Here is a 19,539-nt window from a genome sequence, read left to right as displayed (position 1 = left end):
CGGGGCCGGGGCCGGTCGCCGCTCACCGCGCGCGACCGGCCCCGGAGGCGGGCTCAGTTGACCGTGATCTCGGTGAAGACGGGGACGGAGAAGGGGTTGAGGCGGACGTTGTCCACCCGGTCCGAGTAGCCGGCGGTGCCGTTCTGGTACCACAGCGGGATGGCCGGGAGGTCCTCGGCGAGGAGCCGCTCGGCGTCCTGGAACAGGCCGACTGCCTCGCCCTGGTCGGCGGCGGCGTTGGCCTCGTCGACGAGCCGGTCGAACTCGGGGTTGCTGTAGCCGGCGTCGTTGGAGGAGGCGTCGGTGTAGTAGAGCGGCTGGAGGAAGTTCTGGATGAGCGGGTAGTCCATCTGCCAGCCGGCGCGGAACATGCCGGTCATCTCGTCGGCACTGATCCGCTCACGGAACTCGGCGAAGGTGGCCACCGGGTTGACGCGGCAGGCGCTGTTGTCGTCCATGACGTTGTTGATGCTGTTGCAGACGGCGTCCATCCACTGCCGGTGCGAGCCGGTGTCCACGTTCGAGGTGAGCGTGATGCCGCCGCCGGGGAGGCCGCCGCCCTCCTCGATCAGCTCCCTGGCCCGCTCGGGGTCGTAGGTGCAGGTGTCCCCGCACAGCCCCTCCTCGTAGCCGCCGTCCTCGCCGATCACCGGGGACGTCCAGTCGGTGGCCGGGGTGCGGGTGTCCGCGTAGATCTGGCTGGTGATCTCGTCGCGGTTGATCGCCATCGAGATCCCGCGCCGCACGGTGGCCGCGTCCTCGCCCTCCCACTCCTCCTGGTAGAGGGGGAAGGTGACGGTCTGGATGATGCCGGCGGGCTGGTTGATGTAGCGCCCGTCGAGGTCCTCCTCGGCGTTGCGCACCTGGGAGGCGGGAATGTCGTCGCTGATGTCCAGGTTGCCCGCCTGGAGGTCGGTGTAGGCGGTGTTGTTGGAGGTGTAGACGATCAGCTCGACGCCCTCGTTCTGGGCCTCGTCCTCACCGCTGTAGTCCTCGTACCTGGACAGCCGCATCGACTGGCCGCGGTTGTAGGACTCCACCTGGTAGGGGCCGTTGCCGACGGGCTTTTGGAGCCAGGCCTCGTGGTCGTCGAAGAAGGACTGCGGCAGCGGCGCGTAGGCCGTGTAGCCGAGCGTCTCGGGCCACAGGGAGAACTTCTGGCTGAGCCTGACGCGGAAGGTCTGCTCGTCGACGACCTCCAGGCCCGACATCTCCTCGGCGGTGGGCTGCGCGCCCTCCTCGGAGGGGTGGACGTCCTCGTAACCCTCGATGAACTGGAAGAAGTAGGAACCCACCTGGTTGTTCTCCAGGTTGGCGCCGTAGTTCCAGGCGTCGACGTAGGAGCTGGCGGTGACCTCGGTGCCGTCGGAGAACGTCCAGCCGTCCTTGATCTTCACCGTGAACGTCTGCTGGTCGTCGGTCTCGATGGACTCGGCCATGGCGTCCCGGGCCTCGCCCGTCTCCGGGTCGTACTCCTTGAGGCCGGTGAAGATCATGTCCAGGACCTTCCCGCCCTGCACCTCGTTCGTGTTGGCCGGTTCCAGCGGGTTCTGCGGATCGCCCCACGACGCGCGGACGACGCCCTCCCCGCCGCTGCCTCCTCCATCGCCGCCGCAGGCTCCGGCGGCCAGGGCGATCGCCGTCACGGTAGCGACGGCTGCGCCGACACGCCTGGCTCCGCGCATGGGTGCCTCCTCATCGAGTGCTCACTTTCCGCCCATACCATCTTCTTCCGGCATGAACCGCACGTGTGCCACTCGCGTGGACGGCAAAACCGAGGCCGAGAACCCCCCGTATGGGGGCGTTCTCGGCCTCGGTGTGGTGATGCCTTGGCGGGCTCCGGCCCGGACGGGTGTCAGCGCTTGGCGCGGGAGGCGGCGCGGGCGCGCTCGCGGGCGTCGAGGTTCACCTTGCGGATGCGCACGGTGTCGGGGGTCACCTCGATGCACTCGTCCTCGCGGCAGAACTCCAGCGACTGCTCCAGCGACAGCTTCCGCGGCGGCACCAGGTTCTCCGTGGTGTCGGCGGAGGCGGCGCGCATGTTGGTGAGCTTCTTCTCCTTGGTGATGTTGACGTCCATGTCGTCGGCCCGCGAGTTCTCACCGACGATCATGCCCTCGTACACCTCGGTGCCGGGCTCGACGAAGATCGTGCCGCGCTCCTGGAGGTTGAGCATGGCGTAGGCCGTCGCGGCACCCGCGCGGTCGGCGACGAGCGAGCCGCTGTTGCGGGTGCGCAGCTCGCCGAACCACGGCTCGTGGCCCTCGGAGATGGAGTGGGCGATGCCGGTGCCGCGGGTCTCGGTCAGGAACTCGGTGCGGAAGCCGATGAGGCCGCGCGAGGGGACGACGAACTCCATGCGCACCCAGCCGGAGCCGTGGTTGGTCATGGTCTCCATGCGGCCCTTGCGGCTGGCCATGAGCTGGGTGATGCCGCCGAGGTGCTCCTCGGGGGCGTCGATCGTCATGCGCTCGACGGGCTCGTGGACCTTGCCGTCGACCTCCTTGGTGACCACCTGCGGCTTGCCGACGGTCAGCTCGAAGCCCTCCCGGCGCATCGTCTCGACCAGGATGGCCAGGGCCAGCTCACCGCGGCCCTGCACCTCCCAGGCGTCGGGGCGGTCCGTGGGCAGGACGCGCAGCGAGACGTTGCCGATGAGCTCCTTGTCGAGGCGGTCCTTCACCAGCCGGGCGGTGACCTTGTGCCCCTTGCCGCCCTTGCCGACGAGCGGGGAGTTGTTGGTGCCGATGGTCATGGAGATCGCCGGCTCGTCGACCTGGATGAGCGGCAGCGCGACCGGGTTCTCGGCGTCGGCGAGGGTCTCGCCGATCATGATGTCCGCGATGCCCGCGACGGCGCAGATGTCGCCGGGGCCCGCCTGCTCGGCCGGCTTGCGGGTGAGCGCGTCCGTCATGAGCAGCTCGGTGACGCGGACGTTCTGCACGGAGCCGTCGCGCTTCATCCAGGCGACGGTCTGGCCCTTCTTCAGGGTGCCCTGCTGCACGCGGCACAGCGCGATGCGGCCGAGGAAGTTGTCGGCGTCGAGGTTGGTGACGTGGGCCTGGAGGGGCGCGTCCTCCTCGTACGTGGGCGCCGGGACCGTCTCCAGCAGGGTGGTGAAGAACGGCTCCAGGCTCTCGCTGTCGGAGGGCACGGTGCCGTCGTCGGGCTGCGTGAGGGAGGCGATGCCGTCGCGGGCGCAGGCGTAGACGATGGGGAACTCGATCTGGTCCTCGGTGGCGTCCAGGTCGAGGAAGAGGTCGTAGGCCTCGTCGACGACGGCGGCGATCCGGGCGTCGGAGCGGTCGGTCTTGTTGATGCACAGGATGACCGGCAGCTTGGCCTGGAGCGCCTTGCGCAGCACGAAGCGGGTCTGCGGAAGCGGGCCCTCGGAGGCGTCGACGAGGAGCACGACGGCGTCGACCATGGACAGACCCCGCTCCACCTCGCCGCCGAAGTCGGCGTGGCCCGGGGTGTCGATGATGTTGATCGTGACCGGCTCGCCGCCGTCCTTGGGGTGGTACCGGACAGCGGTGTTCTTGGCGAGAATGGTGATGCCCTTCTCGCGCTCCAGGTCGCCGGAGTCCATGACCCGCTCGTCGACCTGCTGGTGGGCGGCGAAGGCGCCGGCCTGCTTGAGCATGGCGTCGACGAGGGTGGTCTTGCCATGGTCGACGTGGGCGACGATGGCGACGTTGCGGATGTCGTTGCGCGTGGGCATGCTGGCGGCGCTTCTCCCGGAGTCGTGGATGGCAGCGCGGGCGCTGTCGCCCGACTGCCCGCCGGGCTCGTTCTCCTCGACGCCGCGGCCTGGTCCTTCCATGGTACGGGTCCCGGCCCGGCCACTCCGCGCCCGTCCAGGGGTCGGGCCGCGGAGGGAGGGCCCGGGGCCCGGCGCGGCATAGGCTGCGGGCGGGCGTTCGAGCCGGAGAACGCCCAGGTCGGGGCGGACAGCGAGGAGGCGGCATGGCGCGGGTGTCGGCGGACGTACGACGCGAGCTGTTGGTGGAGGCGGCGATCCGGGTGATGATCCGGGACGGCGTCGGCGGGGCGACGACGCGGGCCGTGGTGGCCGAGGCGGGCATGCCGCTGGGCGCGTTCCATTACTGCTTCCGCTCCAAGGAGGAGCTGCTGGAGAACGTCATCGCCGCGATCACCGGGCACACCCTGGACCGGATGCTGGAGAAGCTGAAGGGGCCGGGCGGCCTGGGGGACAAGCTGCGGGCGGGACTGGGGGCCTACTGGCAGCACGTCCTCGACCACCCCGACGAGCACCGGGTGACGTACGAGCTGACCCAGTACGCGGTGCGGCGCCCCGGCCTCGCGGAGCTGGCGAAGCGGCAGTACGAGAGCTACCTGGAGGCCAGCACCCGGGTGCTGGAGGCGCTCGCGGAGAGCTGCGACGTGACGTGGACGCCACCGCTGCCGGTGCTGGCCCGGTACACGGCGTCGCTGATCGACGGGCTGACGCTCCTCTACCTCACCGAGGGCGACGCCGAGGCGGCCGGGGCGGCGCTGGACCTGGCGGCCACGCAGGTGCTCGGGCTGACCCGCCCGGCCGACTGACCCCGGCCGGCCCGGCGAAGGGAACAGACCGCGCGCCCGGTGAACGTGGAAGCCCGCGATGGCGTGCGTCCCGGACTATTGACCTGGTCACGTGACCAAATTATGGTGCGACCCACGTCACACGACCCCGGGAGCGGATGTGGGACTTCCCCGTCGCATGACCCTGACCGCCACCGTCCTGTCGGCCCTCCTCCTCGCCCTCGTCGCGGGCTTCGCCGCCCCGCCGGGCGCAGCCGCCCCACCCCGTGCCGCCGGCCCCTCGGGCGCGGCGGCCGAGGACACCCCCTGGTGGGAGCCCGTCGCCCGGCCGTCCCCCGACTCCGGGATCAACGTCACCGGTGAGCCCTTCACGGGCACCGACGAGAACGGCGACGTGCGGGGCTTCGTCGACGCGCACAACCACCTGATGTCGAACGAGGGCTTCGGCGGACGGCTCATCTGCGGCAAGCCGTTCTCCGAAGACGGCATCGCCGACGCGCTCAAGGACTGCCCGGAGCACTACCCGGACGGCAAGGGCGCGATCTTCGAGAACCTCACCGCCGACCCCGACTGGCACCACGACCCCGACGGCTGGCCGACGTTCGCCGACTGGCCGACCCACGAGTCGCTCACCCACCAGCAGAACTACTACGCGTGGGTCGAGCGCTCCTGGCGCGCTGGGCAGCGGGTGATGGTGACCGACATGGTCTCCAACGGGGTCCTGTGCTCGATCTACTTCTTCAAGGACCGCGGCTGCGACGAGATGGAGTCCATCCGGCTCCAGATCCGGCGGACGTACGCGATGCAGGACTACGTCGACGCCATGTACGGCGGCCCCGGCAAGGGGTGGTTCCGCATCGTCACCGACGCCGGGCAGGCGCGGCGGGTGATCGAGGACGGCAAGCTCGCCGTCGTCCTCGGCGTCGAGACGTCCGAGCCGTTCGGCTGCAAGCAGATCCTCGACATCGCCCAGTGCTCCCGTGAGGACATCGACCGCGGCCTGGACGAGCTGTACGACCTGGGCGTGCGCAGCATGTTCCTGTGCCACAAGTTCGACAACGCCCTGTGCGGCGTCCGGTTCGACTCGGGCACCCAGGGCACGATCATCAACGTCGGCCAGTTCCTGTCCACCGGCACCTGGTGGACGAGGGAGGAGTGCCGCGGCCCGCAGCAGGACAACCCGATCGGCGCGGCCGAGGTGCCGGAGTTCGAGGACATGCTGCCGCCGGGGGTGAGTGTGCCGACGTACGCGGAGGACGGCGCCCGGTGCAACACGCGCGGGCTGACGCGGCTCGGCGAGCACGCGCTGCGCGGGCTGATGGAGCGCGGCATGATGGCCGAGATCGACCACATGAGCGTCAAGGCGGCCGGCCGGGCGCTGGACATCCTGGAGTCCGCCGACTATCCGGGCGTGCTGTCCACACACAGCTGGATGGACCGCGGCTGGTCGGAGCGCGTCTACCGGCTCGGGGGCTTCATCGCCCAGTACCCGCACGGCAGCGAGTCCTTCGTCGAGGCCGCCCGGGCCGGGGCCGACCTGCGCGACGCCTACGGCAAGGGGCTGGGCGTCGGGGCCGACATGAACGGCGTCGGGGGCTGGCCGGCCCCGCGCGGAGGCGACGCTCCCGACAAGGTGACCTACCCCTACCGCAGCGTCGACGGCGGCTCGCTGATCGACCGCCAGGTCACCGGCGAGCGCACCTGGGACGTCAACCTCGACGGCGCGGCCCACTACGGACTGCTGCCGGACTGGATCGAGGACATGCGCAGGATCGGCGGTTCCGACGTCGTCGACGATCTCTTCGACGGCGCGCAGTCCTACCTCGACACGTGGGCCGCCACGCAGGGCCACACGCTGCCCGCGAACCTCGCCGAGGACGCCGCCGCGAGCGCGAGCTCGACGCAGTGGAGCCTCTTCGGGCGCTACGCCCCCGGGCGCGCGGTGGACGGCGACACGGGTACCCGCTGGGCGAGCCGGTGGAGCGACGGGCAGTGGCTCACCGTCGACCTCGGCGCGCCCCGCACGGTGGCCCGGGTGGTCCTGGACTGGGAGGCGGCGTACGCGCGCGGCTACCGGGTCGAGGTGTCGTCGGACGGGAGCGAGTGGCGTCGGGTGTGGTCCACCGACGCCGGGACGGGCGGTATCGAGACCGCCCGCTTCGAGCCGGTCGAGGCCCGGTATGTCCGCGTACACGGAACCGACCGCGCGACGCGGTACGGGTACTCGCTGTACGAGGTCGGGGTCTACGACCGCTGAACGCCCGTGGGGTGCCGGGCGGTGGGGGCGGCCGGGTGACCGGCCGCCCTTCGCCGCTCCGGACGCGGGCCTGCCGTCAACGCCCCGTAGACCCGCCCGCCCGGTCGGCGAGGAGCCGCCGGAACCAGGCGTAGGAGTCCTTCGGGGTGCGGCGCTGCGTCGCGTAGTCGACGTGCACGAGCCCGAAGCGTTCGGTGTAGCCCTCGGCCCACTCGAAGTTGTCCAGCAGCGACCAGGCGAAGTAGCCGCGCACGTCCACGCCCCGGGCCACGGCCTCGGCCACGGCCCGCAGGTGGGCGTCGTGGTACTCGATCCGCCGGGCGTCGCGCACCCGTCCGTCGGCGTCGACCGTGTCGTGGTACGAGCAGCCGCTCTCGGTGACGTGGAGGGGCGGCAGCGCCGGGCCGTAGCGGTCGCGGAAGGCGGTGAGGACGTCCCGCAGCCCCTCGGGGACGACGGCCCAGCCGAAGTCCGTCGTGGGCACGCCGGTGATGCGCAGCACCTCGAAGGGCAGCCCCTCGGGGACGGGCGCGCCCTCCAGCAGCGGCGAGGCCGCGCTCGCCGTGCCGGGGGCGCCGACGAGTGCGGGCTGGTAGTAGTTGACGCCGTACCAGTCCAGCGGGGTGGAGATGACGGCGAGGTCCTCGGCGACCGGCCCGGGCATGAGGGAGGCGACGAACGCGTCGGGGTAGCTTCCGCGCAGGACGGGGTCGGCGAACGTCCAGTTCATCAGCGTGTCGAAGAGGCGTGCCGCCTCCTCGTCGCCCGGCGCGTCGCTCGCGGCCCGGACGGGCATGTGGTGCGAGGCGATGCCGATGTCCGAGGCGCCGGCGGCCCGCAGGGCCTGCACGGCGAGCCCGTGGCCGAGGAGCTGGTGGTGGGCGACGGGCAGCGCGTCGAGGCCGAGCCGGCGCCCGGGCGCGTGGGTGCCGACGGCGTGTCCGAACAGGGTGACGACGGCGGGCTCGTTGAGCGGCATCCACATCGCGACGCGGTCGCCGAGCCGTTCCCCGAGGAGCGCGGCGTACTCGGCCAGCCGGTGGGCCGTCTCGCGGTTCTCCCAGCCGCCCCTGTCCTGGAGGGCCTGCGGGAGGTCCCAGTGGTAGAGCGTCGCCGCGGGCCGGATGCCGTGGTCGAGCAGCTCGTCGACGAGCCGGTCGTAGAAGTCGAGGCCCGCCGGGTTCGCGGGGCCCTCCCCGGCGGGCTGGACGCGCGGCCAGGCGATCGAGAACCGGTAGGCGTCGACGCCGAGGTCCCGCATGAGCGCCACGTCCTCGCGGTACCGGTGGTAGTGGTCGCAGGCGACGGCGCCGCTCTCCCCGTTGCGGATGGCCCCGGGCACGGCACAGAAGGTGTCCCAGACCGACGGGCCGCGCCCGTCGGCGTCGACGGCGCCCTCGATCTGGTAGGCGGCGGTGGACACGCCGTAGAGGAATCCGTCGGGGAGGCGCGGGAGGTCGGTCACGGCGAGACCTTTCGATGAGGACGGACAGGGGCCTTCCCGGGACGGCCGGTCACGGGACGGCGACGATGCGGCGGACGAGGAGGGCGCCGAGCAGCCCGAGGGCTCCGGCGACGGCGAACAGCACCGGGTAGCCGCCGACCCGGGTCACGACCGGTGCGGCGATGGCGGGAGCGAGGACCTGCGGCAGGGCGCTGGCGATGTTGAGGACGCCCAGGTCCTTGCCCCGGGCGGCGGAGGCCGGGAGCACCTCGGTGATCAGGGCGAAGTCGACGGACGTGTAGACGCCGAAGCCGAGCCCGAGGACGAGGGCGGCGAGGTAGAGCACCGGCAGCGTGGGCGTCGTGGCGATGAGGAGGGCGGCCAGGCCCATGACGACCCCCGAGGCGGTCACGAACGCCTTGCGGCGGCCGACCCGGTCCGACCACACGCCCGCCCACACCACCGCGGCCACCGTGCCGCAGGCGTTGGCCAGGCCGAGCAGCAGCAGGTCGAACTCGGCGTTTCCCCGGCCGAGTTGGTCACGCAGAAAGTAGAGGAGGTAGACGAGGACGAGGGCGTTGGAGAGGTTGAGCAGGAACCGGGTGAGCCAGGCCCAGCCGAAGTCGGGGTAGCGGCGCGGGTCGATCCAGAAGGAGTGGAGGAACGTCCGCCAGCGCCACGGCCCGAGACCGTGCCCGGGCACGGCGCGGTCCCGGCGGAGCAGGACGAACGGCGCGACCACCGCCGTCATGGCGAGCGCGCAGGCGAGGTATCCGGCGGGCCCGGGGAAGAGGGTCGCGAGCCCGATCGCGAGGAAGACTCCGGCCATCTGGGCGAAACCCAGGTACCCGGCGACGGTGCCGCGCTGCGCCGTGGGCACCTGGTCCGGCACGGCGGCGGTGAGCGCGGCCCACGGCGCGCCGAGCGCCGTCTGGACGAGGCACCAGCCGAGCACCATGACCGGCACGGACGGGGCGACGGCCAGGACGCCGAGCCCGAGCGCCCCCACCGGGACTCCCAGAACGATCCACGGCAGCCGTCGGCCGTGCCGGGACGTGGTGCGGTCCGACAGCGCGCCCCAGAGCGGGTTGGCGACCAGGGCGCAGGCCGCGCCGAGGGCGGTGACCAGCCCGAGCACGTACTCCTTCGCCTCGGGCGCCAGAGCCTCGGCCTGGTTGGGCAGCAGCACCTGGATGGGACCGAAGAGGCCGACCATGACGCCGACCCAGGCGAGGTTGAAGCGCCAGGCCCAGGCGCGGTCGACCCGGTCGACCGGTTCCCCCGTGCCGGGCGCCGTGGCCGTCACAGGAAGGCGTGGCCTTCGCCCCGGTAGGTCGGGACGGCACGGACGGTGCCGTCCTCCTCGACGAGGTGCAGCGCGTCCACGTGCTCGCACAGTTCCCCGGCCTTGGGGTGCCGGAACCAGACCCGGTCGCCGATGCTCATCCCGGCCGCGGCGGCCCCCGTCAGCGGTGTCTGCACCTCCCCCGCGCCCTCGGTGGGCAGCAGGGACAGCCCCCGGGGCCAGACGGGCACGGGGAGCCGGTCGGCGCCGGGCGGGCCGGACGCCGTCCAGCCGCCGCCGAGGACCGTGACGTGCCGCGGCGAGGGGCGGCGGACCACGGACAGCGCGAAGTAGGCGGCCGGGCGGGGGGTGAAGCGGGTGTAGTGGTCGAAGAGCGCGGGAGCGAACAGCCCGGACCCGGCGGCCAGCTCCGTCACGGCGGGTTCGGCGGCCGTCAGTTCGAGGCTGCCGGTGCCGCCGCCGTTGACGAACTCCAGGGGGGCGACGGCGCGGACGGCGGCCACGGCCGCGGCCCGGCGCACCGCCAGCTCCCGGGCGGAGGCGTGCTGCGCGGCCCGTACGGCGTACCGGGCCACGCCCGGCCGGTTGTCGCCGACCCCGGCGATCTGGCCCTCGTAGGCCATCACGCCCGCCAGCGTGAAGCGCGGCCGCGCGACCACCGCCCGGGCGAGCCGGGCCGCGGCCTTGGGGGTGTGGACCGGCGAGCGGCGGGCGCCGAAGTGGATCCGGCCGCCGGCCAGCCTCAGCGAGGCGTCGAGTTCGAGGCACACGCGCAGCGGCGGCCCGTCGGGGCCGACCGCGGCGGCGGTGAACTCCAGGTGCTCCACGCTGTCGACCATGAGGGTGACGCGGGAGGCGAGCCGCTCGTCGGCGGCCAGCCGGCGCAGCGCGGAGCGGTCGACCGTCGGATAGCCCAGGAGCACGTCCTCGACCTCCTCGGCCAGCCACAGCGCCTCGGGGAGCGTGTAGGCGAGGACGCCGTGCACGCCGGGCAGGTCCAGCGCCGTCCGCAGCACCTCGCGGCACCGTATGGACTTGCTGGCCAGCCGGATCGGCGTGCCGCCGGAGCGCCGCAGCAGATCCTCGGCGTTGAGGCGGAGGGCGGCGGCGTCGACCACCGCGTACGGGGTCTCCAGGCCCTCCGTGGCCGCGCGCAGGCGCTCGAGCCCGCCGGGGGCGGTCCGAGCGGGCGGCGCGGTGCGGGCCCGGGAGCGGAGGGTGCGCGTCAGGTCGGCCACACGCCGAGCATGTCCCAGAGCCCGCAATGGGTCAAGTGTCCAAGACTGTCGTCCGGCCTACGCGCCGCCGCTCTCCCGGTCCGCGCGCAGATAGCCGATGTCCTGGTAGCGCGGGCTCCGCAGGCCGAACGCCCCGACGTTGGCCAGCGTGCGCCGCACGGCCACGAACTGCGGCGGCTGGTACAGCGGGATCGAGCCCGCCGCCGCCCAGATGCGGGTGTCGATCTTCCGCAGCAGCTCGCCCCGCGCCTCGCCGTCCAGCTCCGCCGCCGCCTGCTCGAAGAGCCGGTCGATCTGGTCGGTGCCCACCCGGGTGTAGTTCTGCTCGATGAGCAGCGAGCCGTCCGGCGCGGGAACCGGCTTGGCGTAGATCGACCGGGCGTCCGTGGCCGGGTACGCCGTCGCGGGCCACGAGTACAGCGCGAGATCGAAGTCGCCCGAGGCGATGTGGTCCAGGAAGAAGTCGTCCCCCGGGACCCGCGTGAGCTCCACCCCGATGCCGACCCGTGCCAGCATGCGGGCGATCCGCTGGCCCGTCGCGCGCACGCCCTCCGTCCCCTCCCCCGTGGGCAACACCATGCGCAGCTGGAGCTTCTCGCCCTCCTTCACCCGCAGCCGGCTCGTCTCGGCCCGCAGCAGCGTGTCGAGCAGCTCGGTGGCCTGCTTCGCCTTCGCCATCGACGCCTTGGCCGCCTTCGCGAGCCGCTCGGCCTCCTCCTCGTCCCTCTTCTTCGCGCCCTTGGCCGCCTTCGCGGCCCGGGCGTCCGCACGGGCCGCCTGCATCAGCACGGCGGCGTGTCCGCGGACGGAACTGCTCGACACACCGGTGAACGCCGACAACGCGCCACCGGCCGCCGCCGGCCGGGCGTCGTCCCCGGTCCCGGAGCCCGCCGCGACGGGGCCGCCCCGCCATCCCGCCGCAGCCAGCAGGGCCGAGGCCGACTCACCGGTGGCCTCGCCGAGCGCCGAGCTGTTGTCCCGGTATCCCTCCTGGCCGTACATGCGCAGGTGGCTGCCCAGAGCCCGCGCGGGCAGGCCCGCCTCGCCGTGCACCTCCTCCGCCAGCGCGGCACGGTCCAGGGCCCGCCCGACCGCCCGGCGCACCCGCTCGTCCCGCAGCGGCCCCGACGTCCCGTTCAGCGCCAGCTGCGTGTACGAGGGCGCGTAGGCCCGGCGCACGGTGTACTCGCGGAGGTTGGACCGCTTCCCGGCCGCCTCCTCGGCGGCCTTCCGCCGCTTCTCCGCCGCCCTCGCCTTCTCCTCGGCTGCCTTCTCGGCTTCCTTCGCGCTCTCCTCGGTGTCCTCGGTCTCCTCGGCCTCCTTGTCGGCCTTCTCCTCCTTGTCGGCCTTCTCCTCCTTCTGCTTCTCCTTCTCGTCCTCCTCCCGCTTCTCCTCCTCGTCCTCGTTCTTGCCGTCAGCCTTGCCCGGGTCCGGGCTCGTGGCGACGTCGGCCGTCGCGTCACCGGTGGACTTCACCGGACGGGCGGCTTCCGCGATGTGCTGGACGACGGGGGCCCGGACCTCCGCGAGGTCGAGCGCTCCGTCCGCGAGGGCGGCGTCACGCCGGCCGAACGGGACCTCGGTGAGCACGATGCTGTCGAGCTTCGCCCGGTCGCCCCACCAGCGCGGGTTGCGCTCCAGGGTGAGGGTGTCGGCCTTGGGGTCGAGGGCGCCGTCCGCGAGCTTGAAGGGTCCGGCGGACAGGGCCAGTTTCCGCCGCGACGTGGTGTTGAAGTCCTTCGCCTCGGCCGTGACTGCCCGGGGATAGAGGGGCGTGAAGAGGGCACGCCAGTCGGCGTAGGGACGCGCGAAGACGACCTTGACCTGGTGTGGCCCGGGGCCCGGCGTCACCTTGTGGATCTGCTCGTAACCGGCGTGGTGGGCGGTCCAGTAGGCGCCGTCGGAACCGCTCAGCGCGTTCCACTGGGCCGTGAAGTCGGCGGCGGAGATCCGGGTGCCGTCGCTCCAGCGGGCCTTGGGCCGCAAGGTGTACACGACGACCTGCTGCGGCTCTTCGTCGACGACCTCGGCGGAGGCCAGGTAGTCCTCGTTGAGCTGTGGCCTTCCCTGGGCGTCCACGGTGAACAACGCGGGGAGGGTGGCTGCGGCGACGCGGTCGGTGGCGGCGTCGGCCTCCGCGTGGAAGGTGTTGAGGGTGCTGGGCAGGGCCTCGACGGCCCAGCGCAGCGTGCCACCGGTGCGGATCTGCGCCCGTTCGACCGCGGAGACGTCCAGGGTGGAGCCGCTCTTGCCCTCGTTGACGTCATCTCCCCCGGCGCAGCCGGCGGCCAGGGGTACCAGCAGCAGGGCCGCGGAGAGGGCCGCGGCCCTGCGCCGGGGAGCGGACTCGGGGCGTTGCACGGATGGCATGGCGAACTGACCTCCGGGTACTGAGCCCGACACCCCAGCAGAGGGATGAACGGTTCATCACATCTTCACCACCCATCGAAGGGCGCACCGACGCGCGGGCCGTGCAGACACGGCGTCACCTCACGCCAAGCTCACCCGGTTAGGGGGCCGCGTGCCCGCGCGCGGTCGCTCGGCTCCCGCACCCGGCCGCTCGGCTCACAGGGCGGGGAAGGCGTCCAGCCAGGTGTCGAGGGGGTCCGGCGGCTTCGGTCCGCCGTCGTTGGGCAGCGGCAGCTCGAACCAGACGGCCTTGCCGCCGGGGGTGCGGCGGCTGCCCCACCCCGCGGAGAGCAGCTCGACGAGCTGGAGGCCGCGGCCGCCCTCGTCCGTGTCCCGGGCCCGGCGGCGGCGCGGCTGCACGGGGCTGGTGTCCCACACCTCACAGACCAGCGTGCGCTCGTGCAGCAGCCGCAGCCGGATCTCCCCGGCCCCGTGGCGTAGCGCGTTGGTGACGAGTTCGCTGACGAGCAGTTCGGCGGTGTCGGTGAGCCCGTCGAGGTGCCACTCGGCGAGCTGGGCGCAGGCCAGGTCGCGGGCGCGGGCGACGGAGCGGGCGTCGGACAGCAGCCGCCAGTCCCCGACGGCGGAGGACGGCAGACCCTGGACCCGGGCCAGGAGCAGGGCCACGTCGTCGTCGCCGTGCTGGTCCTCGATGCCGGCCAGCACCCGGTCGCAGATGTCCTCCAGCGGGCGGTCGGCGTCGGTGAGGGTGCGCCGCAGCCGCAGCAGGCCGACGTCCAGCGAGTGGTCCCGGGACTCCACGAGCCCGTCCGTGTAGAGGGCGAGCAGCGCGCCGTCGGGCAGTTCGACGTCGGTCTGCTCGAACGGCTCGCCGCCCACGCCGAGCGGCAGCCCCCCGGGGACCTCCAGAAGGAGCGGCGGCTGGCCCCGGCTCCCCCGGCCCTCCGGCGGCTCGACCAGGACGGGCGGCACATGGCCCGCGTTGGCGAAGGTGCAGCGGCGCGAGACGGGGTCGTAGACGGCGTAGACGCACGTGGCGAGGTAGACCTCGGCCATGTGGTCCAGGCTGTCGGAGCCCTCGCCGCCGCGCCGCCGGTAGGACGCGCCGCCCAGGCCGCGGGCGATCTCGTCCAGCCGTTCCAGGACCTCGGCGGGCTCGAGGTCGAGCAGGGCGAGGGTGCGGACGGCGGTGCGCAGCTCGCCCATCGTGACGGCGGCCCGGAGCCCGCGGCCCATGACGTCACCGACGACGAGTGCCGTGCGGTGCCCGGGCAGCTCGATGACGTCGAACCAGTCGCCGCCGACCTCGGTGGCGGCGGTGCCCGGCCGGTAGCGGCAGGCGATGTCGAGCCCGGCGGCCTCCGGGTCGCCCGGGGGGAGCAGGCTGCGTTGCAGTATCAGCGCGCGCTCGTGCTCGCGCCGGTACAGGCGCGCGTTGTCGATGCAGACCGCCGCCCGTGCGGCGAGTTCGGCGGCCAGGGCGGCGTCCCGCTCGCCGAAGGGCTCGCTGCCCTTGGCCCGGGCGAACTGGACCACGCCCAGCACCCGGTCGCGAGCGACCATGGGGACGGCCAGCGTGGAGTGCACGGCCAGGCCGAACGGGCCGGGAACGGGAGAGTGTTCGCCCGCTCCGGCGCCGTGCTCCCGAGGCGCCACCGGGCGCACCCGGGCCGTGCGCAGCGCCATGGCGCAGGGCGACTCGAAGGCGAACCGGTGGGTCCCTCCGAGGGGGATGCCGTCGAGGTGCGGCCCTCCGCCGACCGTGCCGACGGCGCTGGCGAGGGCGACGCGGCGCAGCGGCGCGCTGCCCTCCCCACCGCTGCCGGGCCGCTCCTCCTCACCGGCCAGCACCGCCTCGTACAGGTCGACGGCGGCGAGGTCGCAGAACTGCGGCACGGCGACGTCGAGGAGTTCGCGCGCCGTGCGTTCCAGGTCCAGCGAGTTGCCGATGCGCGCTCCGGCGGCGTTGAGGAGGGCCAGGGCACGGCGTACGTCGTCAGGCTTCCCCGTCTCGACCGGCATCTCGCTCAACGCCGCCCCTTCCGTTGTTCTCGTGCGGGGCGTCGCACCGCCCCGCAGTCGTGCTGTTCGGCCGCAGGCGCGCGGCACCGACAGAAGTGTGGCATTCCGTCAGCCACCGGGGGAGCTGGTTGGCCCAGGTCACCGGGGTAGGTGACCTGGGCCGGGCTCCCGGCGCCGTCGCCTGCTGCATGTCTCCTAACCAGGCAAGGGCAGCTCGAACCACACCGTCTTGCCGATCGGACCGTGCCGGGTGCCCCAGCGACGGGCCGACTGGGCGACGAGTTGCACGCCGCGGCCGCCCTCGTCGTCGTCCGCGGGGGTGCGGATCTCGGGCGGGTCGGGCAGCGGGTCGGAGACCTCCACGAGCAGCGACCCGCCGCGCACCATCCGTACCCCGATGGGTCCGTGGGCGTAGCGCAGCGAGTTGGTGACGAGTTCGCTGACGAGGAGCACGGCCTCGTCGGTGAGTGCTTCCAGGCCCCACTCGTGCAACGTGGTGCGTACGACGCCCCGGGCCCGCCGGACGGCCGTGCGCTCGGCCGGGAACGTCCAGCTCGCCGCGCTGTCCCCGGGCATCCCGCTGAGTTGGGCGACGAGCAGGGCCACGTCGTCGGGGCCGCCGGGGCCGCCGTGGGTGCCGTGCCCGCCGCCAGGCGCGCCGTGCGGCAGCAGCGCGATGACGTCGTCGCACAGGGACTCGATGTCCAACTCGCCCTCGCCCTCGGTGAGTCGCTCGCGCAGCCGCCCCAGGCCCTCGGAGATGTCCTCGTGTCGGGACTCGATCAGCCCGTCGGTGTAGAGCACGAGCGCGGCGCCCTCCTCGACGGCGAACTCGACGGCCTCGAAGGCCACGTCGCCGACCCCGAGCGGCGCACCCGAGGGCAGCTCCACGGCCTCGGTGCGCCGCCGGCCCGTGGCGGCGTCCACGGTGAGCAGCAGCGGCGGGACGTGCCCGGCCTTGGCGAGGGTGCAGCACCGCGTCGAGGGGTCGTAGACGGCGTAGACGCAGGTGGCCATGAGGGGTTCCTCGGGGTCCGGCGCGAGATCGTCGGCGAGCTCGTTGACGCGGCGCAGCAGGGCGTCCGGGCTCAGGTCGGAGGCGGCGAGGGTGCGCACGGCCGTGCGCAGCCGTCCCATCGTGGCGGCGGCACGCAGGCCGTGCCCCATCACGTCGCCGACGACGAGCGCGACGCGCCCGCCGGCCAGCGGGATGACGTCGAACCAGTCGCCGCCCACCTCGGCCGCGCTGCTGCCGGGCACGTACCGGTAGCCGATGTGCAGGCCGGGCGGCGAGGGCACCCGCTGGGGCAGCAGGCTGCGCTGGAGCATCAGCGCGCCCTCCCGTTCCCGGGCGTAGAGGCGGGCGTTGTCCAGGGACACCCCGGCCCGCCGGGCCAGCTCCATGGCGAGGGCCACGTCGTCCTCGTCGAACGCCTCCCGCTCGTCGGCCCGGCTGATGACCAGCAGGCCCAGCACGATGCCCCGGGCGCTCAGCGGAACGGCCATGAGCGAGTGGATGCCGAGGTCCATCGCCGCCTGCACCTTGGGGTCGCCGGGGTAGGTGGTGGCGAGCAGGTCCTCCTGGGAGCGGGCCAGGTGGGGGCGGCCGGTCGCCAGGGTGGCGGCGAAGAAGGAGCGGGGAGCGAAGGCGATGTCCTGCCCGACGCGCAGCATGCGGTCCACCTCGGGCCCGCTGCGCTTGCCCGCTGCGCCGAGCTGGAGGAGCGGCACGCCGACGATGGGCAGCCGCGCGGGGAGTTCGTCACCGGTGGCGATGGCGCCGTGCAGCATCACCCCGGCGTAGTCGCAGAAGCGGGGGACGATGGCCTCGGCGAGCGCGCCGGAGATCTTGCGGACGTCCAGCAGGTCGCCGAGGGCAAGCCCGACGTCGTCGAGCAGGGCCAGCCGCTGCCGCGCCCGCTCCACGTTCTCCAGCGCCTCCCGGCGCTCGGTGATGTCCATGACGGTGCAGCTCGTGCCGAGCACCTGCCCGGAGCGGTCGGTGAGGCGCGAGTACGACATCGAGCGGTGGCCGTGCCCGCTCGGCGCGCGGATGACCCGGTCCACGAGGGTCCGTCCGGTGGACAGCACCGTGGACTGCGCCTCCGCGATCTCCCGCGCGGTCGCGGCCGGCAGGACCTCGGCGACGGTCCGGCCGACCATCCGCTCCAGCGGTGTGTCGTAGAGCTCCTCCATCGCCCGGTTGGCCCGGACGAACCGCTGCTGCTCGTCGAAGAGCGCGAGACCGAGCGGCGACGAGTCGAACAGGGCGTCCAGCGCGGCCAGGTCGTGCTCGATGGCCCGCAGCCTGCTGATCTCGATGACATTGGCCAGAATGAACGGCTCCCCGTCCGCGTCCTCCAGCAGCGAGGCGTAGCCCTCGACCTCGACGACGTGGCCGGCCTGGTGGCGGGCGCGCAGCACGCCGCGCCACAGCCGCCCGCGGCGCAGCTCGGCGTAGACGCGCGGCGAGGGCTCCCGGAGGAGTTCGTCCTCGGCGAGGAACTCGGCGAACGGACGACCCGTCGCCTCCTCGCCCCGCCAGCCCAGCAGCTCCTCGGTGGTGGGGCTCCACAGCAGGACGCGGCCCCTGGCGTCGAGGATCACGACCCCCAGTCGGAGGGTGTCGAGCAGCGAGTCCACCGGGGCGGCCCTCCGCGAGCCGGACGCGGGCGGGGGCGTCCCGGAAGCGGACGCGCCCGGCGGAAGGGGGCCGGACGCCGCTGCGCCGGATGCGGCTGCGTCGGGTGCCTCGCTCACTCCGCCCACGTCCCCGCTCGGCTGGCCTCAACCGGGCAGCAGGGTCTCCGCGCCGGCGAGGGCGGACCCGATGCCCGCTCCCACGATTGTGCCCGCGGTCAGGCCTGGCCACCGCTCGGCTGCTCCAAACGCTCGACCAGATACCGCGTCGGCGGCCCGGGGCGCGCGCCGGAGCGCGTCGCGTCCAGCCGGTCGGCGAGGCGCTCCGCCTCGACGCGTGTCGCGCACCGGCCCACGCGGTACCGACCCCCGTCCTCGTCCTGGCGTATCACCAGCCAGGGCAACGTGGCCGCCTCGCTCATCGCCCCTCCCCACCCGTACGCACGACTGCAATCCGCATATGCCGGAGCGTACGCCTGACCTTAACGGAGCGCATTCACCCTGCCACACCGAGACATGATTCCGGCCACCGGGAGACCCGGCGCCGACGGGCGCGCGACGGCGGAGCGCGCCGACGGAGCGCGCCGGGGCGTGACGGCCGGGCGTCAGCGAACGGGCAGGTGGTACACCGCGCGGAAGCGGTCCGCGGGGATGACCACGTCCGCCGTCTCCACAGCCAGGCCGCCCGCGCAGAACGTCCGGGCGATCACCAGCACGCAGTGCCCGGCGACCCCGCCCAGCACCGCCATCTCGTCCGCCCGGCCCGGCCGCGCCGCGACCTCCTCCAGCACGTTGTCCACGACGACGTCGATCGCGGCCATCCGCTCCACGACGCCCTGCCCCGCCAGGGGGCCCTCCTCGGGCAGCATCACCGGCGTCCGGCCGGTCAGGGACAACGGCTCCCAGGAGGTGGAGAGCATCGCCGGCTCGCCGTCCGTCCGGTACACGTACCGGGTGCACATGACCTGCCCACCCGGCTCGATCCGCAGACGCGCGGCGACCGCCGGGGCGGCCTCCTGCTGCTCGCTGCACGACTCCCAGGAGCCCTTGACCTGTTCATCGGCCTGCTCCTGACGGAACGGCCCGCCGCCGAGCACCCGGTTCCCGGCCCGCAGGACGCGGGCGGGCTCCGGCATCTCCCGCACGTACGTGCCGGAGCCGGAACGGCCCTCGACCAGGCCCTCGGCCATGAGGATCTTCCTGGCCTCCAGCGCCACCGTGTCGGAGACGCCGTACTGCGCACGGATCTTCGCCTGGGAGGGCAGCCGGGAGTGCGGGGGCAGCACGCCGTCGAAGATCTTCTGCCGGAGGTCCCCGGCCACCCGCAGATAAGCGGGCTGCTCGCCGAAAGCCACGCATCCTCCCCAGCTTGACGGTATGCAACAGCTTGGCAACGCTGAGTGTCCGCATGCAATATCCGGTCTAGCAATCACCCGATGTGATGACACCGGCCGACGCGTGCCCTCGCGGCCCGCCGCACACGCGCTCGGCCCCCACGGCGAGGCCGTGGGGGCCGAGTCGGTGGGTCACGCCGGTGTCAACCGGTCAGGGGGAGTCCGTCGCGCCCGGGGCGGGCGATCAGAACTGGAGGCTCCAGGCGTCGATGTAGCCCTGGTCCCACCAGTAGTTGTCGGTCACCCGGAGCTTCCAGGTGCCGTCCGCAGCCGAGGACGAGGCGTCCACGGTGTAGGTGGTGTTGATGTTGTCGCTGCTGCCG

General features: G+C 73.2%; 12 protein-coding genes and 1 pseudogene. 2 read left to right on the top strand and 11 right to left on the bottom strand.

Annotation, left to right across the window (positions count from 1 at the left end; all coding sequences use genetic code 11):
• Positions 1 to 53: 53 nt before the first annotated feature.
• Both HPT28_RS21860 and typA read right to left on the bottom strand, forming a co-directional pair.
• Positions 54 to 1,685, bottom strand: coding sequence for an ABC transporter substrate-binding protein (locus tag HPT28_RS21860; protein WP_219092891.1), 1,632 nt, complete (start codon positions 1,683 to 1,685; stop codon positions 54 to 56).
• A 170-nt stretch (positions 1,686 to 1,855) separates the two neighbouring features.
• On the bottom strand, positions 1,856 to 3,721 hold the full coding sequence (typA, locus tag HPT28_RS21855; protein ID WP_219092908.1) for a translational GTPase TypA: 1,866 nt from the start codon (positions 3,719 to 3,721) through the stop codon (positions 1,856 to 1,858).
• A 245-nt stretch (positions 3,722 to 3,966) separates the two neighbouring features.
• On the opposite strand from typA, the gene HPT28_RS21850 reads away from it, so the two are divergent.
• Positions 3,967 to 4,566 carry a TetR/AcrR family transcriptional regulator gene (locus HPT28_RS21850; RefSeq protein WP_219092890.1) on the top strand — a complete coding sequence of 200 codons (600 nt, stop codon included), beginning with the start codon at positions 3,967 to 3,969 and terminating at the stop codon, positions 4,564 to 4,566.
• A gap of 157 nt (positions 4,567 to 4,723) precedes the next feature.
• Positions 4,724 to 6,802: a discoidin domain-containing protein gene (locus tag HPT28_RS21845; protein WP_219092889.1), complete on the top strand. Its 2,079-nt coding sequence runs from the start codon at positions 4,724 to 4,726 to the stop codon at positions 6,800 to 6,802.
• Positions 6,803 to 6,878: 76 nt separating this feature from the next.
• On the opposite strand, the gene HPT28_RS21840 is transcribed toward HPT28_RS21845, so the two are convergent.
• From HPT28_RS21840 to HPT28_RS21800, 9 genes and pseudogenes are all read right to left on the bottom strand, one after another.
• Positions 6,879 to 8,267 carry a GH1 family beta-glucosidase gene (locus tag HPT28_RS21840; protein ID WP_219092888.1) on the bottom strand — a complete coding sequence of 463 codons (1,389 nt, stop codon included), beginning with the start codon at positions 8,265 to 8,267 and terminating at the stop codon, positions 6,879 to 6,881.
• Between the two features lie 49 nt (positions 8,268 to 8,316).
• Positions 8,317 to 9,552, bottom strand: coding sequence for an MFS transporter (locus HPT28_RS21835; protein ID WP_308119436.1), 1,236 nt, complete (start codon positions 9,550 to 9,552; stop codon positions 8,317 to 8,319).
• Positions 9,549 to 10,709 (bottom strand): amino acid deaminase/aldolase, encoded by a 1,161-nt coding sequence (locus HPT28_RS21830; protein WP_219092907.1) that lies wholly within the window; start codon positions 10,707 to 10,709, stop codon positions 9,549 to 9,551. Before HPT28_RS21830 ends, HPT28_RS21835 begins: the two co-directional genes overlap by 4 nt.
• Positions 10,710 to 10,847: 138 nt before the next feature.
• On the bottom strand, positions 10,848 to 13,160 hold the full coding sequence (locus tag HPT28_RS21825; RefSeq protein WP_219092887.1) for an ABC transporter family substrate-binding protein: 2,313 nt from the start codon (positions 13,158 to 13,160) through the stop codon (positions 10,848 to 10,850).
• Positions 13,161 to 13,355: 195 nt separating this feature from the next.
• Positions 13,356 to 15,278, bottom strand: a pseudogene (locus HPT28_RS21820) (SpoIIE family protein phosphatase); the annotation flags it as partial.
• A gap of 99 nt (positions 15,279 to 15,377) precedes the next feature.
• Positions 15,378 to 17,825 (bottom strand): SpoIIE family protein phosphatase, encoded by a 2,448-nt coding sequence (locus HPT28_RS21815; RefSeq protein WP_219092886.1) that lies wholly within the window; start codon positions 17,823 to 17,825, stop codon positions 15,378 to 15,380.
• A 215-nt stretch (positions 17,826 to 18,040) separates the two neighbouring features.
• Positions 18,041 to 18,244: an SPOR domain-containing protein gene (locus tag HPT28_RS21810; protein ID WP_219092885.1), complete on the bottom strand. Its 204-nt coding sequence runs from the start codon at positions 18,242 to 18,244 to the stop codon at positions 18,041 to 18,043.
• A gap of 183 nt (positions 18,245 to 18,427) precedes the next feature.
• Positions 18,428 to 19,177, bottom strand: a complete 750-nt coding sequence (locus HPT28_RS21805) for a GntR family transcriptional regulator (RefSeq protein WP_219092884.1) — start codon at positions 19,175 to 19,177, stop codon at positions 18,428 to 18,430.
• A gap of 223 nt (positions 19,178 to 19,400) precedes the next feature.
• Positions 19,401 to 19,539: proprotein convertase P-domain-containing protein (locus HPT28_RS21800; RefSeq protein WP_219092904.1), on the bottom strand; the 139-nt coding region annotated here is incomplete at its 5' end.

It is taken from the genome of Streptomyces sp. JJ38, from assembly GCF_019303475.1.
Taxonomy (GTDB): domain Bacteria; phylum Actinomycetota; class Actinomycetes; order Streptomycetales; family Streptomycetaceae; genus Streptomyces.
Note: the sequence above shows the minus strand (reverse complement) of the source record. Positions and strands in the feature narration are given on the sequence as shown.